15 protein-coding genes are annotated in these 15995 nt (G+C 66.6%); 8 read left to right on the top strand and 7 right to left on the bottom strand.

Translation table 11 applies throughout. The features are described 5' to 3' along the window. Positions 1–100: 100 nt before the first annotated feature. A complete protein-coding gene (locus ACJH7A_RS24705) occupies positions 101–958 on the bottom strand; it encodes a PAC2 family protein (RefSeq protein WP_406776168.1) in 858 nt (285 codons plus the stop codon). 265 nt (positions 959–1223) lie between these two features. Between ACJH7A_RS24705 and metH the strand changes: the two genes are divergently transcribed. From metH to ACJH7A_RS24685, 4 genes are all read left to right on the top strand, one after another. Beyond that, entirely contained in the window at positions 1224–4988 is a 3765-nt protein-coding gene (gene metH, locus ACJH7A_RS24700; protein ID WP_244872593.1) for a methionine synthase, read from the top strand. A 5-nt stretch (positions 4989–4993) separates the two neighbouring features. Continuing rightward, positions 4994–5659, top strand: coding sequence for an HAD family hydrolase (locus tag ACJH7A_RS24695; RefSeq protein WP_406802857.1), 666 nt, complete (start codon positions 4994–4996; stop codon positions 5657–5659). A gap of 78 nt (positions 5660–5737) precedes the next feature. After that, positions 5738–7192 (top strand): sugar porter family MFS transporter, encoded by a 1455-nt coding sequence (locus tag ACJH7A_RS24690; RefSeq protein WP_406802856.1) that lies wholly within the window; start codon positions 5738–5740, stop codon positions 7190–7192. Between the two features lie 239 nt (positions 7193–7431). After that, on the top strand, positions 7432–8415 hold the full coding sequence (locus tag ACJH7A_RS24685; protein ID WP_406802855.1) for a hypothetical protein: 984 nt from the start codon (positions 7432–7434) through the stop codon (positions 8413–8415). Between the two features lie 141 nt (positions 8416–8556). On the opposite strand, the gene ACJH7A_RS24680 is transcribed toward ACJH7A_RS24685, so the two are convergent. Further along, positions 8557–9960 carry a DUF222 domain-containing protein gene (locus tag ACJH7A_RS24680; RefSeq protein ID WP_406802854.1) on the bottom strand — a complete coding sequence of 468 codons (1404 nt, stop codon included), beginning with the start codon at positions 9958–9960 and terminating at the stop codon, positions 8557–8559. Positions 9961–10122: 162 nt separating this feature from the next. On the opposite strand from ACJH7A_RS24680, the gene ACJH7A_RS24675 reads away from it, so the two are divergent. From ACJH7A_RS24675 to ACJH7A_RS24660, 4 genes are read left to right on the top strand one after another with little or no spacing between them, the layout of a single operon-like run. Continuing rightward, the gene (locus tag ACJH7A_RS24675; protein ID WP_029118502.1) at positions 10123–10404 is read left to right on the top strand and encodes a phosphoribosyl-ATP diphosphatase; all 282 of its coding nucleotides are present in this window, start codon (positions 10123–10125) and stop codon (positions 10402–10404) included. Next, positions 10401–11267, top strand: coding sequence for an ATP phosphoribosyltransferase (gene hisG, locus ACJH7A_RS24670; protein ID WP_406802853.1), 867 nt, complete (start codon positions 10401–10403; stop codon positions 11265–11267). Before ACJH7A_RS24675 ends, hisG begins: the two co-directional genes overlap by 4 nt. A gap of 52 nt (positions 11268–11319) precedes the next feature. Continuing rightward, entirely contained in the window at positions 11320–11823 is a 504-nt protein-coding gene (locus tag ACJH7A_RS24665) for a DUF4126 family protein (RefSeq protein ID WP_020103688.1), read from the top strand. After that, positions 11810–13186 (top strand): FAD-containing oxidoreductase, encoded by a 1377-nt coding sequence (locus ACJH7A_RS24660; protein ID WP_406802852.1) that lies wholly within the window; start codon positions 11810–11812, stop codon positions 13184–13186. Before ACJH7A_RS24665 ends, ACJH7A_RS24660 begins: the two co-directional genes overlap by 14 nt. Here ACJH7A_RS24660 and ACJH7A_RS24655 read toward each other — a convergent pair. The 5 genes from ACJH7A_RS24655 to ACJH7A_RS24635 form a co-directional block, all read right to left on the bottom strand. Continuing rightward, on the bottom strand, positions 13170–13805 hold the full coding sequence (locus ACJH7A_RS24655) for a flavodoxin family protein (RefSeq protein ID WP_212812008.1): 636 nt from the start codon (positions 13803–13805) through the stop codon (positions 13170–13172). The two genes, ACJH7A_RS24660 and ACJH7A_RS24655, sit on opposite strands and share 17 nt — an antisense overlap. 3 nt (positions 13806–13808) lie before the next feature. Continuing rightward, on the bottom strand, positions 13809–14342 hold the full coding sequence (locus ACJH7A_RS24650; protein WP_212812007.1) for an SRPBCC family protein: 534 nt from the start codon (positions 14340–14342) through the stop codon (positions 13809–13811). Then, the gene (locus tag ACJH7A_RS24645; protein ID WP_020103692.1) at positions 14329–14655 is read right to left on the bottom strand and encodes a helix-turn-helix transcriptional regulator; all 327 of its coding nucleotides are present in this window, start codon (positions 14653–14655) and stop codon (positions 14329–14331) included. The genes ACJH7A_RS24650 and ACJH7A_RS24645 overlap by 14 nt, the downstream gene beginning before the upstream one ends. A 105-nt stretch (positions 14656–14760) precedes the next feature. Beyond that, complete coding sequence (locus tag ACJH7A_RS24640) at positions 14761–15243, bottom strand: GreA/GreB family elongation factor (RefSeq protein ID WP_212812006.1); 483 nt, start codon at positions 15241–15243, stop codon at positions 14761–14763. 52 nt (positions 15244–15295) lie between these two features. After that, positions 15296–15781 carry a GreA/GreB family elongation factor gene (locus ACJH7A_RS24635; protein WP_212812005.1) on the bottom strand — a complete coding sequence of 162 codons (486 nt, stop codon included), beginning with the start codon at positions 15779–15781 and terminating at the stop codon, positions 15296–15298. Between the last annotated feature and the right edge of the window lie 214 nt (positions 15782–15995).

Raw genomic sequence — 15995 nt, 5'->3', positions numbered from 1 at the left:
AGCTCGTCGCCCACGAGCGGCCGCAAGCTGCTCGCTGGAACCCGCGTGTCGGTGTACAAACAGGGCCACTCGCGGATAGGGGACTACGCGGGCTGGGGAACTAACGGCCCCGGCGCTTCAGGTACCGCTCGAACTCCGCGGCCAGCGCGTCGCCGTCGATCTTGCCGAGCGCCTCGTTCATGTCGACCTCGGCGTCGCCGCGTTCTTCGAGGGACTGCACGTATTCGGCGATCTCCTCGTCGTCGGCCGTCATCTCGGTGACCGACTGCTCCCACTCCTCGGCCTGCGCCGGCAGATCGCCGAGGGGCACCTCGACGTCGAGGGCGTCCTCGACGCGCCGCAGCAGCGCGACGGTGGCCTTGGGACACGGGGGCTGCGACACGTAGTGCGGTACCGCCGCCCAGAACGTGACGGCCGGGATGCCGGCCTGCACGCAGGCGTCCTGGAAGACGCCGGCGATGCCGGTCGGTCCCTCGTAGCGGGTCTCTTCGAGCCCGAAGAACTTGGCCGAGTCGGCCGAGTACGCCGCGCCGGACACCGGCACCGGGCGGGTGTGCGGGGTGTCGGCGAGCAGCGCGCCCAGGATGACGACGGTCTGCACGTTGAGTTTGTCCAGGATCGCCAGCAGCTCGGCGCAGAAGGTGCGCCAGCGCATGTTCGGTTCGACGCCGTGCATCAACACCACATCGCGATCCGAGCCCGGTGGGCGGCAGTGGGAGATGCTCATCGACGGCCACACCAGCTCGCGCGTGACGCCGTCGACCTGGCGGATGACGGGGCGATTCACCTGGTAGTCGTAGTAGCTCTCGTCGTCGATCTCGACGAGGTTCCGGGCCTCCCACATGGCATCGAGATGCTCGAGGGCGTCACTGGCGGCGTCTCCGGCGTCATTCCACCCCTCGAACGCCGCGACGACGACGGCATCGTGCAGTTCGGGCAGGTCAAGTCCCTGGGGCAGGGGCCGGTCGGACGGGCTCACAACGCCAGCGTAAGCCCTTCTCGGCGCCCGCGAGCGCTACCCCTGGGCGGGTCGGGCCGAGAAACCGGTTTGGTGACTCCACCTACCATGGTGATGTGACTGCACTGGACAATCGACTGTCCAACGTGGGCGTCCGAACGTCTGTCGGCTGACGACGTAGACTCTTTGGCGTCGAGAGGCGTTGCAACGGATCCGGGTTTTCCGGTGTCCGCCACGCTCGGCAGAGTTAAGGACGCCTTCCGCAATGGAAGGAACGCATGTGACTGCCGCCCCGGTGAAAACCTTCGCGCCGAACATCCGCCCGGACTGCACCGATGAACTCACGGCTGCGCTGGGCCGGCGGATCATGGTCATCGACGGCGCAATGGGGACGGCGATCCAGCGCGACCGGCCCGACGAGGCCGGCTACCGCGGCGAGCGGTTCAAGGACTGGCCGAGCGATCTGGTCGGCAACAACGACCTGCTCACGCTGACGCAGCCGCAGATCATCGAGGGCATCCACCGCGAATACCTCGAGGCGGGCGCCGACATCCTCGAGACCAACACGTTCAACGCGAACGCGGTCTCGCTCGCCGACTACGGCATGGAGGAGTTCGCCTACGAGCTGAACTACGCCGGCGCCGCCCTGGCCCGCCAGGCGGCCGACGAATTCAGCACCCCCGAGAAGCCGCGCTACGTCGCCGGCGCTCTGGGGCCGACGACGCGCACCGCGTCGATCTCGCCCGACGTCAACGACCCCGGCGCCCGCAACGTCTCCTACGACCAGCTGGTCGCCGCCTACCTCGAAGCCGCCAACGGCCTCGTCGACGGCGGCTCCGACATCCTGATCATCGAGACGATCTTCGACTCGCTCAACGCCAAGGCCGCGGTGTTCGCCGTCGAGACACTGTTCGAGGAGCGCGGCCGCCGCTGGCCGTTGATCATCTCCGGCACCATCACCGACGCGTCGGGCCGGACGTTGTCCGGTCAGGTCACCGAGGCGTTCTGGAATGCGATCCGGCACGCCAAGCCGCTCGCGGTCGGCCTGAACTGCGCCCTCGGCGCGCCCGAGATGCGACCGTACATCGCCGAGGTGGCGCGCATCGCCGACACCTTCGTCTCCTGCTACCCGAATGCGGGTCTGCCCAACGCTTTTGGCGAGTACGACGAGTCCCCGGAGCGTCAGGCCGGCTACATCGAGGAGTTCGCCGAGGCCGGTCTGGTCAACCTGGTCGGCGGGTGCTGCGGCACCGCGCCGCCGCACATCGCCGAGATCGCCAAGGTCGTCGAGGGCAAGACACCCCGCGAGCTGCCGGAGATTCCGGTGGCGACCCGGCTGTCGGGTCTGGAGCCGCTCAACATCACCGAGGATTCGCTCTTCGTGAACATCGGTGAGCGCACCAACATCACCGGTTCCGCCCGGTTCCGCAACCTGATCAAGGCCGAGGACTACGACACCGCGCTGTCGGTCGCGCTGCAGCAGGTCGAGGTCGGTGCGCAGGTCATCGACATCAACATGGACGAGGGCATGATCGACGGCGTCGCCGCGATGGATCGCTTCACCAAGTTGATCGCGGCCGAGCCCGACATCAGCCGGGTTCCCGTGATGATCGACTCCTCCAAGTGGGAGGTCATCGAGGCGGGCCTGAAGAACGTGCAGGGCAAGCCGATCGTCAATTCGATCTCCATGAAGGAGGGCGAGGAGAAGTTCATCCGCGAGGCGCGGCTGTGCCGTAAGTACGGTGCCGCCGTCGTCGTGATGGCCTTCGACGAGCAGGGCCAGGCCGACAACCTGGAGCGCCGCAAGGAGATCTGCGGGCGGGCCTACCGGATTCTGACCGAGGAGGTCGGCTTCCCGGCCGAGGACATCATCTTCGACCCGAACTGCTTCGCGCTGGCGACCGGTATCGAGGAGCACGCGACCTACGGCATCGACTTCATCGAGGCCTGCGCCTGGATCAAGGAGAACCTGCCCGGGGTCCACATCTCGGGCGGCATCTCGAACGTGTCGTTCTCGTTCCGCGGCAACAACCCGGTCCGTGAGGCGATCCACGCCGTGTTCCTGTTCCACGCCATCAAGGCGGGCCTGGACATGGGCATCGTCAACGCCGGTGCGCTGGTGCCGTACGACGAGATCGACCCCGAGCTGCGGGACCGCATCGAGGATGTCGTGCTGAACCGGCGCGAGGACGCGGCCGAGCGGCTGCTGGAGATCGCCGAACGGTTCAACACCAAGGGCAAGGAAGAGGACCCGGTCGCGGCGCAGTGGCGCAGCCTGCCGGTCCGCGAGCGCATCACGCACGCACTCGTCAAGGGCATCGACGCGCACGTCGACGACGACACCGAGGAACTGCGCGCCGAGATCGCCGCCGCCGGCGGGCGGCCCATCGAGGTGATCGAGGGCCCGCTGATGGACGGCATGAACGTCGTCGGCGACCTGTTCGGCGCGGGCAAGATGTTCCTGCCGCAGGTCGTGAAGTCGGCTCGCGTGATGAAGAAGGCCGTCGCGTACCTGTTGCCGTTCATCGAGGCGGAGAAAGAGCAGAACGGAACCGCAGCGGCGAAGGACACCAACGGCACCATCGTGATGGCGACCGTCAAGGGCGACGTCCACGACATCGGCAAGAACATCGTCGGAGTTGTGCTGCAGTGCAACAACTTCGAAGTGATCGACCTCGGTGTGATGGTGCCGGCCCAGAAGATCCTGGACGCCGCCAAGGCGCACAACGCCGACATCATCGGCCTGTCCGGCCTGATCACGCCGTCGCTCGACGAGATGGTGAACTTCGCCGTCGAGATGGAGCGCGAGGGCCTGGAGATTCCGCTGCTGATCGGTGGCGCGACGACGTCGCGCGCCCACACCGCCGTGAAGATCTCGCCGCGCCGCAGCGGTCCCGTGGTCTGGGTCAAGGACGCGTCCCGCTCGGTCCCCGTCGCGGCGGCGCTGCTCGACGACAAGCAGCGTCCGGCCCTGATGGAGGCCACGGAGAAGGACTACGCGGCCCTTCGGGAACGGCACTCGCAGAAGAACGAGCGGCCCATGCTGACGCTCGAGAAGGCGCGTGCCAACCGCACGCCCATCGAGTGGGACGGCTACACGCCGCCGGTGCCCGCTGGCGGGACGGGAGTACGAGAATTTCTCGACTACGACCTGGCCGAGCTGCGCGAGTACATCGACTGGCAGCCGTTCTTCAACGCCTGGGAGATGAAGGGCAAGTTCCCCGACATCCTCAACAACCCGGCGTCGGGCGAGGCTGCCCGCAAGTTGTACGACGACGCCCAGGAGATGCTCGACACCCTGATCAAGGAGAAGTGGCTGCGCGCCAACGGCGTCATCGGGTTCTTCCCGGCCAACGCCGTCGGCGACGACATCGAGGTCTACACCGACGAGACCCGCACCCAGGTGCTCACCACGCTGCACAACCTGCGCCAGCAGGGTGAGCACCGCGACGGCATCCCGAACAAGTCGCTCGGCGACTTCGTCGCGCCCAGGGACACTGGTCTGGCCGACTACGTCGGCGCCTTCGCGGTCACCGCGGGGCTCGGCAGCCAGGACAAGATCATGGAGTTCAAGGCCGCCCTCGACGACTACAGTGCCATCCTGCTGGAGTCGGTCGCCGACCGGCTGGCGGAGGCGTTCGCCGAGCGGATGCATCAGCGGGTCCGTGAGGAGTTCTGGGGATACCGGCCCGACGAGCAGCTCGACAACGAGGCGCTCATCGGGGAGAAGTACGTCGGCATCCGCCCGGCGCCCGGCTACCCGGCCTGCCCCGAGCACACCGAGAAGACGACGTTGTTCTCGCTGCTGGACGTCACCGAGCGGACCGGTATCGAGCTGACCGAGTCGATGGCGATGTGGCCCGGCGCCGCCGTCAGCGGCTGGTACTTCTCGCACCCGCAGTCGCAGTACTTCGTGGTCGGCCGCTTGGCCCAGGACCAGGTCGCCGACTACGCGCGGCGCAAGGGCTGGACCTTGAAGGAAGCCGAGCGCTGGCTCGCGCCCAACCTCGGCTACAACCCGGAGGACTGAAGTAGATGTTCAAAGCTGTCCTGTTCGACATGGACGGCACGCTCGTCGACTCCGAAAAGCTGTGGGACGTCGCGATGCATGCCTTTTACGCCGAAAAGGGCGGGGTGCTGACCGACGCCGTCCGGGAGACGACGGTGGGCGGCTCGGCGGAGAACGTCATGCGGATCGTTTACGACGACCTCGGCCTGGACCCGACGCCGGAGTCGATGGCCGAGTCCGCGGACTGGCTGCACGACTACACCGGTGAGCTGTTCGAGCAGGGGCTGCCCTGGCGGCCGGGCGCGCAGGAGTTGCTGGAGACGTTGGCCGCCAGCGACATTCCGCTGGCGCTGGTGACCAACACCCGGCGCACCTTGACCGAACAAGCACTGAAAACCATTGGTAGCCACTACTTCACGGTCACGGTCTGTGGCGACGAGGTGCCCGACGGTAAGCCGCACCCGGCGCCGTACCTGCGGGCCGCTGAACTGCTCGGCGTTGCGGCGGAGGACTGCCTGGCCATCGAGGATTCGGTGACCGGTGCGCAGTCGGCCGATGCCGCGGGTTGCGTCGTGCTCGTCGTCCCCAACGATGTCGAGGTGCCCGACGGGCCACGCCGCCGGCACATCGAGTCGCTGGCCGGCCTCGGGGTCGCGGACCTGCGTGACATCTACACCGAAATATGTTCGTAGCCGCCAGTTCTGGTCCTGTGGCGCGGCCTGCTGTGCAATTGTTGACGCACCCCACGCAGCGTTGCGAAAGGACGTCCGATGTCCCATGGCCCGATCGGTGACGACACAACCGCGATCTTCGATGACGAGGAGTTCGACTCCGGTCGCAGTGCGGTGCGCATAGCGTCGGTGGCGGCGCTCGGCGGTCTGCTGTTCGGCTATGACAGCGCCGTCATCAACGGTGCGGTGAAATCCATCCAGCAGTACTTCGAGATCGACGACCAGTCGCTGGGAATTGCCGTCGCCTCGGCACTGCTCGGTGCGGCAGTCGGCGCCGTGACGGCCGGACGGCTGGCCGACCGGATCGGCCGCCTCTCCGTCATGAAGCTGGCCGCGCTGCTGTTTCTGATCAGCGCGATCGGTGCCGGGCTGGCGTGGAACATCTGGGTGCTCGTGGCGTTCCGGGTCGTCGGGGGTCTCGGCGTCGGCATCGCGTCGGTGATCGCGCCCGCCTACATCGCCGAAACCTCACCGGCGAGCATTCGAGGTCGACTCGGGTCGTTACAGCAGTTGGCCATCGTCAGCGGCATCTTTCTGTCGCTGGCGGTCGACGCACTGCTGGCGCATCTCGCCGGGGGCGCGAGCAACATGCTGTGGCTGGGTCTGGAGGCCTGGCGCTGGATGTTCATCCTGATGGCCGTCCCCGCTACCGTGTACGGTCTGTTGGCTTTCACCATTCCCGAGTCGCCGCGTTATCTGGTTGCCACACACCGTATTCCGGAAGCGCGCAGGGTGCTCACGACGCTGCTGGGGGAGAAGAACCTCGAGATCACGATCGGTCGCATCCAGCAGACGCTCGAATCCGAGGAGAAGCCCACCTGGCGCGACATGTGCAAGCCCGGCGGTGGACCGCTGAGCCTCTACGGCATCGTCTGGGTCGGTTTGGCGCTGTCGGTGTTCCAGCAGTTCGTCGGTATCAACGTGATCTTCTACTACTCGAACGTGCTGTGGGAGGCCGTCGGTTTCAACGAGAGTTCGTCGTTCCTGATCACCGTCATCACCTCGGTGGTGAACATCCTGACGACGGTCATCGCGATCATGCTGATCGACAAGATCGGCCGCAAGCCGCTGCTGCTCATCGGCTCTGCCGGCATGACGCTGACGCTGGCCACCATGGCGGTCATCTTCGGTACCGCCCCGCAGGTGAACGGGGTGCCGCAGCTCAGCGGCGTCGAGGGGCCCGTTGCCCTCATCGCGGCGAACCTGTTCGTGGTCGCGTTCGGCATGTCGTGGGGACCGGTGGTGTGGGTGCTGCTGGGCGAGATGTTCCCCAACCGCATCCGGGCCGCGGCGCTGGGTCTGGCCGCGGCCGGCCAGTGGGTCGCCAACTGGGCCATCACCGTCACCTTCCCCGAACTGCGCAGCATGCTCGGCGTCGCATACGGCTTCTACGCGCTGTGCGCGTTCCTGTCGCTGGTGTTCGTCGCCAAGTGGGTTCGCGAGACCAAAGGTGTTGCGCTGGAGGATATGCACGCCGAGTTGCTGGCAAAGTGAGGCCGCTGGCTGCCTGGCTGCAGTGACTGGCTGATTTCCGCGACTGACTGAATTCAGCGACTGACTGAATTCAGCCACGCGCCCCGGAATCTCCGTCAGATGGCTGATGCCCATCCGTATTGACGTGCGAGATAATTATCGGCGGTGAGCGTTGGTGCTGCCGCGGTTCTGACGCTCCTTCGCGGAAGGGGTGCGCAATGGTCAACGCCGGCTCTCGTTGTATGGCTCGCCTGAACGGTGTGGCTCGTCTGAACGTCGGTGTCTCGGTGGCCACGGCCGCAATCGTGGTGATCGGCTTTGTGGGCGCGGCCCCGCCGGTGCGTGATTCGCATGTCGCCAGTGCCGTCCGGGTAGCGGCTGTGAATACGTCGAATATGTTGCTCGCGGCGCAATGGGCCGCGCTGGACCAATTCCTGGCCACCCACGCCGACTTTTTGGCGACCGCAGGGCGGGCCGAGGCTGATCGCAGCTTTGGTGCTGTAGCCGCGATAACGCCGACGACTGGATCTGGCACGGCGCCAACATCTATGGCGGAATCCAGCACGGCGCCAATGCCTCTGGCGGCGACGGCACTACCCGCTCCGCAGCCGGCCGGCGCCGTCGCCGTCATCGAGCAGGCGATCGTGTCCGCGCTGTCGACGGCGTTCCTGACGTTGGCCCAGCCGCTGGTCAGTACGCCCCAGTTGGCCGCGATCTTCGGCCCGTTCGTGTTCTTGGGCGTCATCTTGTACGGCTTGGTCGTGGGTGTGCCGCTCACAATTTTCAACTCCATTGCTGCCCCGATCCTCAACTTGCTGCCGTTCTCGGCGGTGCCTGCACCCGTCTCGGCGACGCCCACGCCGACTGCAGCCGTGTCGACCGGGCCCCTCGCGCCCACCGCACGCACCGTGGCTGCCTCTGACCCGGTGACGCCATCTCCCAAGGCGACCCATAAGGGCCGGGCCTTGCCGACGTCGCGCACACCGAAAGGCGGGGTGGCGACTCCGGATGCGACCGGTGACGACGACGCGGCGGGGCAGCTCAGGTCGACGGCGCGGCAGTCGATGCCGCACGGGCCGGTGACTGCTGCCAGCCAGTCCGGGGATCGTGATGCCGGCGACCCGGGTTCGGGATCGCAGGCGGGCAATCCCAAGGGTGCCGGCAAGGCGGGGGCTGCGCCGTCTCGTGGCTCGAAGCTGGGCCACGGCAGCCGGTCGGTTCGCGGTGACAAGGGCAACTCCTAGGCGCGGTTGAGGCTTGGCGTTGGCGTTAGCGTCGACGTAGGCGTCGGCGGCTCTCGGGCGTGGCGGCTCTTTTTCGGCCCGTAGCTCCGCGGCGCGTGCGGCACTGCCGTCGCGGCATGGGATGCCGTGGCGGGTGCCCGATTAGCTTGCGGGCCTGTTTGTTTCACCGTCATCGTCTCCGCTCTCTGTCGGGTAGAGGGTGGGGTGCCAGTAGTGGTTGGTTCGGGGTTGGCCGACGTCCAGTAGTGGTGGTGGGGTCCAGTGGGTTCTGCCGTGGGGGCCCATGGTGGTGGTCCAGCCGCCGGTGTCGGCCAGGCGGTTGTCGCGGCCGCAGGCCAGGGTCATGGTGTCGATGTTGGTCAGTCCGTCGTCGCGCCAGTTGGTGATGTGATGAGCCTGCGAGCGGGAGGCCGGGGCGGTGCAGTTGGGTCGGGTGCAGCCGTGGTCGCGGGCGAACAACGCCAACCGTTGTGCTGTGCTGGCGGTTCTGGCTGCTCGGCCCAGATAGAGGGGTTGGCCGGTGTGGTTATCGAAGATGGCGAGGTAGTTGTCCGAGCCTTGCGCGGCCATCCGCACCAGATCCTTGACCGGCAGCTTGGTACCGGTGTGGGTGAGCGCCATCCCGGCGCGCTTTTCCAGGTCGGTGACGGTGCAGGTGGCGACCACCGCGACCGAGAACCCGTTGTGCACCCCGGAGGTTCCGGTGGCCAGCATCATCCGGCCCACGAATTTGAACGCGTCGTACTGCCGCTGCGCCACAGTCCTTGTGTCGTTGTCGATCTGTTCCTGGGTCGGGGTCCCGGAGTAGCAGGGCTGCGGATCGGCCGGGTTGCACATACCCGGGGCGGCGTACTTCTCGAACAACACGTCCCAGTAAGCCCGCCCTTCGGGGTCGAGTTCGGCGGTGACGTCGGTGCGCCCGTCGGGCCGCTGCTTGCCCATCACGAATGAGCGCTTCGGGTCGGGCTCGTCGTCGTCGGGTTCGGGGCCGTCCTGATCGAGCTTGTACAGCAAATCCGCGGCCGCGCGCCGCAAATCCTCCGGGGTTTTGACCCGGGCATCGGCCACCAGATCGGTCTCGCACTGCAACAACGTGATCGGGTCGGCCGCCCACAGCGGCACCTTGCCGAAGAACCAGGTGATCACTGCGATGTGCTCACTGTTGATCGCACCCTCGGCCAGCGCGGCGGCCACCAGTTCCCATACCGGACCCAGTGGTTCCCCGGTGATGGCCGAGCGCGGACCCAAATTATCCGTGTCGCGGACCCTCCGGCGGGCCTCCTCCCGGCTGATCCGCAACCGCACATGCAGCACCTCAGGCCAATCCTTGGCCCCGATCTCCTTGGCGGTGGTCTGGGTCTGTGCGGCCGCCAAAATTTGGTGATCGACCGCTTCGGCGGCGCACTTCAACCTCTCGCGGCGGGACTGCAGCGCCAACAATGTCCGCACGTCCAGGCCGGTGTAGTCCAGGGCCGCGAGCCGCGCATGCGCCGCCTCGTAGGCGGCGTACGCCTCCTCGACAGCGGCTCGATCGGTCAATCCCATACTTCGAACGCTGGTTCGAACCACCGACAAGAAAACGCCGCAAATGTGACGCTAGTTACCCACTGTGACCAGCGAAATCAAAGTGACCCAAGTTTTTTCGAGAGCCGACGTAGCCGCGACATGCGACCCCCGGCAGCCACGTGCACGGCCCGTGGCCCCAGCGTGAAACAATTGCAGCCCGTGAAGACCTTCGATGCGCTATTCGCCGAGCTCAGTGAGCGAGCGCAGACCCGACCGGCCGGCAGCGGCACCGTCGCGGCGTTGGACGCCGGCGTGCATCATCTGGGCAAGAAGATCATCGAAGAGGCCGGCGAAGTGTGGATCGCCGCCGAGCACGAGAGCGACGACGAGCTGGCCGGCGAAATCAGCCAGCTCCTGTACTGGACGCAGGTTCTGATGATCAAGCGCGGCCTGACCCTCGACGACGTCTACGGCAAGCTGTGACCGCCGCATCGAACGGCCTCCTGCGCGTCGCCGTCCCGAACAAGGGCGCGCTCAGCGAGTCCGCGGCCCACATCCTGTCCGAGGCCGGATACCGCCGCCGCACTGATCCCAAGGATCTGACGGTCGTCGACCCGGTGAACAAGGTCGAGTTCTTCTTCCTGCGCCCCAAGGACATTGCGATCTACGTGGGCTCCGGGCAGTTGGACTTCGGCATCACCGGCCGCGACCTGGCCGCTGAGTCGATGGCGCCCGTCAACGAGCGGTTGGCCCTGGGTTTCGGATCCTCGACGTTCCGGTATGCCGCGCCCAAGGGGCGGGACTGGACCGTCGCCGACCTGGCCGGTAAGCGCGTTGCCAGCGCCTACCCGAACCTGGTGCGGAAAGACCTGGCCGACAAGGGGATTGACGCCACTGTGATCCGTCTCGACGGCGCGGTGGAAATCTCGATCCAGCTCGGTGTCGCCGACGCCATCGCGGACGTCGTCGGATCCGGCCGGACCTTGGCGCTGCACAACCTGGTGGCCTTCGGTGAGTCACTGTGCGATTCGGAAGCGGTCCTCATCGAGCGCGCCGACGTCGCGCCGGATCCGGCGCGCGACCAGCTCGCGGCCCGCATCCAGGGCGTCGTGTTCGGGCAGCAGTACCTGATGCTCGACTATGACTGCCCGCGCAGCGTTTTGGAGCAGGCGACAGCCATCACACCGGGCCTCGAATCGCCGACCATCGCGCCGCTGGCCGACGCCGACTGGGTCGCCGTGCGCGCCCTGGTGCCGCGGCGCCAGGTCAACGCCATCATGGATGAGCTCGCGGCCATCGGGGCCAAGGCGATCTTGGCGTCCGATATCCGGTTCTGTCGCTTCTGACCCGTGCCGGTGTTAGCGTCGCCGTGAGGTCCGCAATCTGACGGAGGGTCACGTGACGCAAGCGCTGGTTCTGCTGTTCGCCTTACTCATTGGTGTGGTCGCGGGCCTGCGGGCGCTGACTCCACCCGCCGTGGTGGCCTGGGGCGCCAAGCTCGGCTGGTTGCCGCTGGTGGGTACCTGGGCCGAATGGGTCGGCAACTGGATCACGGTGACGGTGCTGACGATCCTGTTGGTGGTCGAGTTGATCACCGATCAGCTGCCCAAGACGCCGGCGCGAACGGTGCCGTCGCAGTTCGGGGCCCGGTTGTTCACCGGTGCGTTCGCCGGTGCGGTCATCGGTGCCGGGTGGCATCACACGTTCATCGGCATGGGCGGCGGCATGATCGGCGCGGTCATCGGGACGCTGGCAGGCTTTCATGCGCGCCGAATCCTGGTGGCGCGCAACGGCGGACACGACCTGCCGGTCGCGCTCGCCGAGGACGTCCTCGCGGTCGGTGGTGGCTTCGCGATTGCGGCCGTCGCACTGAGTGCCATCGGTCCGTATGTCGTCGTCTGAGGCCACCGCGTTCGACGCCGTGATCGTTGGCGCGGGGCAAGCGGGACCACCCTTGGCGGGCCGACTCACCGAGGCCGGCCGGACGGTCGCCGTCATCGAACGCAAGCTCGTCGGCGGCACGTGCGTGAACTACGGCTGTATCCCGACCAAGACGCTGGTCGCCAGCGCCTACGCCGCCCACCTGGCCCGCCGCGGTGCGGAATACGGCATCGGCACCGGCGACGTCACCGTCGACATGGCAAAAGTCAAGGGCCGCAAGGACGGGATCGTCACCGCGGACCGGGAGGGCGTCGAAAGCTGGCTGGAGGGCATGGACGGCTGCACGCTGCTGCGCGGCCACGCACGCTTTCTCGACCCACACACTCTCCAGGTCGGTGACCAGCAGATCACCGGCAAGCAGATCTTCCTCAACACCGGCGGCCGCGCGACGGCCCCGGACATCCCCGGCCTGGCTGACGTCGACTACCTCACGAACGTTGGCATCCTCGAACTCGACACGGTGCCAGAGCATCTGGTGATCATCGGCGGCAGTTACATCGGCCTCGAGTTTGCGCAGATGTTCCGCCGGTTCGGCGCCGAGGTCACGGTGGTCGAGCGGGGACCGCGGCTCGCCTCGCGCGAAGACGACGACGTCTGCGCCGCCATCAAGGACATCCTCGAACATGAGGGCATCACAGTTCATCTGGGCGCCAGCGACATTCGGGTGGCCAAGGACGGTGACGGGGTGGCGGTCAGCACCGGCAGCGCCGTCGTATCGGGCTCACACCTGCTGGTCGCGGTCGGCCGGGTGCCCAACACCGACGACCTGGGTCTCGAAAAGGCCGGCGTGGCGACGGATTCGCGCGGATACATCACCGTCGACGATCAGCTGCGGACCACCGTCGACCACATCTGGGCCATGGGCGACTGCAACGGCAAGGGCGCGTTCACTCATACGTCGTACAACGACTTCGAGATCGTCGCCGCCAACCTGCTCGACAATGAACCCCGCCGGGTCAGCGACCGCATCCCCACCTATGCCCTGTACATCGATCCGCCGCTCGGGCGCGCCGGCCTGACCGAGGCCCAGGTTCGGGAGTCGGGCCGAAAAGCGTTGGTGGGCAAGAGGCCGATGACCCGCGTCGGCCGCGCGGTCGAAAAAGGGGAGACGCAGGGCTTCATGAAGGTCGTGGTCGACGCCGAGACCAACCAGATTCTCGGCGCGTCCATTCTCGGTGTCGGCGGTGACGAGGTGGTGCACTGCATCCTCGATCTGATGGCCGCAAAAGCCCCGTACACCACCATGACGCACACCGTGCACATCCATCCGACCGTCGCCGAGTTGGTACCCACGATGCTCGAGGGGCTCAGGCCCCTGCAGTAACGGGCTCCGTAACAGCCTGTGCGACACCGCGTCCGGCGACCAGTTGCCGGGTGACCTCGGCGACGCGCCGGCCCAGGTGTTCGCACGTCGCCACGTCGGACGGGTGTACCTGGTCGGGATTGGCGTCGACGTCGGTCGCTGCCGCGGCACCGAGCCAGAAGCCCAGCCTGTTCAGCTCGTCCGCGCTTGCGGTGGAGTGATTCCAGCCCGGACCCAGGCCGAGGTTCACCCAGTGCATGTGATGCTGGGCGGCGAACACCGCCAGCGAGACAAGCGAATTGAGCTTGTCACCGCTCTTGCTCCCGGAGTTGGTGAACCCGGCGGCGACCTTGTCGCGCCACGTGCCCTGCTGGCAGCGCCGGCCCGTCTGCTCGGCGAACGTCTGGAATGCCGCCGATACATTGCCCATGTAGGTGGCGGTACCGAAGATGATCGCGTCCGCGCTGTCCAGCGTCTGCCAATCGTCTTCGGTGAGATCATCCAACCGGATCATGGTGACGGTCGCGCCGGCCGATTTGGCTCCGGCGGCGACCGCCTCGGTGAGGAACGCGGTGTGCCCGAACCCGGACTGGTAGGCCACAACCACTGACGGGGCGTCGTGAAAGGTGTTGTCCGACATCGATTACTCCTGGGTTTTGGGGCCTGCGGGTGGGGCGTCCAGCGGGCTGTGCCCGGCGATCTCGGCGTATCGCTCCAGCCAGCCGGGCAGGGGAGTGCCGTCGAGCAGCGCCTGCAGCCGGTCGAGGAAAGCCTGTGTGCCAGGCCGGAATCCGTTGGCGTTGGGCACTCCGAGGCCGCGATGGGTCATCCGGAGCAGGGTGCCGGTGCCGTCGGCGGTGAGTTCGTAGCGGACCACGCCGGGTTCGACGATCTGTTGGTGCCACTCATGCTCGAACACGTGCGGCGGATCCCAGACCAGGATGCGGCCCGTCATGCGCTTCATTTCCGGTGGCACGGGCGGGCCCGAGGCGACCGTCTCGATCGAGCCGCCCTCTCGTCCGTCGATGACGGTCTTGCCCATCCAGATGTCGCGATGCGCGGGCTCGGTGATCGCGGCCCACACCCGCTCGACGGGGTGCTTCAGGCGCCGCTCGAATGTCAGGGTTGCGCGGTCGCCGTCGACCGTGACGACGCCCTCGAGTTCATCGGTTGTCATGTTCCTCCTCGAATGTCGAATCCAGATGGCGCTCAAGGGCATCCAGATGGTTGGTCCAGTAGCGGCGGTAGCGGTCGATCCACTGGTCCATCTCGACCAGACCGTCGGCGCGCAGCGCGTAGATGCGTCGTTGGGCATCGGGCCGGACCTCGACCAGTCCGACTTCCCGCAACACCCGGAGGTGACGGGAGACCGTCGGTTGCGTCAGTCCCGGGAGCGTGGCGACCAGCTCGCCCGCGGTGCGTTCGCCCTCGGCGAGTACGTCGAGCAGCGCGCGCCGGTTCGGTTCGGCGACCGCTTCGAAGACGTCCATGAAGTCAGTATGCCCAGCTATCTATATAGACGCAAGTACATATAAGACTCAGCGATACAAGCGGAGTGATTTCCGCAGCTCAGAGTGTTGTGCGGTTACGCGGTCTCACTGCGGTGCGGACTGGTCCAGGTCGGCGATGTGGAGGCCGTAGGGCACGGCTTTGGCCAGCGTGACTGTCACCGGGATGCCGCTGGACAGTCGGTAGGTGCGTCGTTGCCCGGCGCACGCGCCTGCAATGGCGGCGCCCAACGGGGATTCGATGGAATGGACGGGCATGTCGGCGTATTCGGCGCCCTGTACGCCGAGTAGGAACGTCTCGAAGTCCCCGGTGGCGTCGTGTCGGATGGTGACCACCATCCCGGGTTCGGCAATGCCGTCGTTGGGTGGGTCTTCGCCGACGACGGCATTGATCAGCAGGTCATGAATCTGCTGAATCCGCTTCTCCCACGCGCGTCGCACTGCTGCGGCGTTCGCGTCGATGTTCTCGTCGGCCGTTCCGGCGGAGTGAAGATAACGCAGGGTGTCCAGTTCGCGGTGCAGCCGTTCGTAGGCTTGTGGGGAGATCCAGACTCGTGTCGTGGTGGCCATGTCATTTCCATTCGTCGCGAGACCGGTTGCGCGGTAGGACATTTCAAGTTCTTTAGGTGTCGCCGGATGTCGAGTTCGGGGCATGCATTCCGTAAGGGACCGCCTTGAGTAGCGTGATGGGCACGCTGGCCCCGCTGGGGATGGGGTAGGTGCGTTGCTCGCCGACATGTGCGCCGGCGACCGCGCTGCCCAGCGGTGATTGCATGGAATACACATCGACATCGGGGTCCTCGGCACCGCGTACACCGAGCAGAAACGTCTCGATGTCCCCGGTGTCGTCGTAGCGAACGGTCAGGACCATTCCCGGTTCAGCGATCCCGTCGTCGGGCGGGTCTTCACCGACCACGGCATTGGACAGCAGATCTTGAATCTGACGCATGCGCGCTTGTCGCGCCAAGTAATTCTCGACGAGGTTGTCGTCGGTGTCCATGACGTCGCCACGAACTTCGATACCCGGTCGTGAACGCAGCACGGTCAGTTCGGCCTGCAGCCGCGTATGGGCCTCACGCGTCATCCAAAGACGTTCAGTGCTGGTCATTTTCGGTGCTGTCCTTTCGTCGAAGCCGAGGTTGTCGCCAGGGGCGGGCCGGTGGTGGACGCGCCGCCCCTGACGACTGGAGCGCCCGTGGTGTGGGGCTGCACGGGCGGTGTGGACCAGTGATTGGTGGGTCTAGCTGTACTCGGCCATGACGTTGGTAGCGGGCGTGTTGGCTTGATGTGGGGAGAACCTCCGGGTGAGGTGTGGCTTGTCG

The organism is Mycobacterium sp. SMC-17 (assembly GCF_045310915.1).
In the GTDB taxonomy this organism is placed as follows: Bacteria; Actinomycetota; Actinomycetes; order Mycobacteriales; family Mycobacteriaceae; genus Mycobacterium.
The sequence above is the reverse complement of the archived record's forward strand: the minus strand, read 5'-3'. Positions and strand labels throughout refer to the sequence as shown.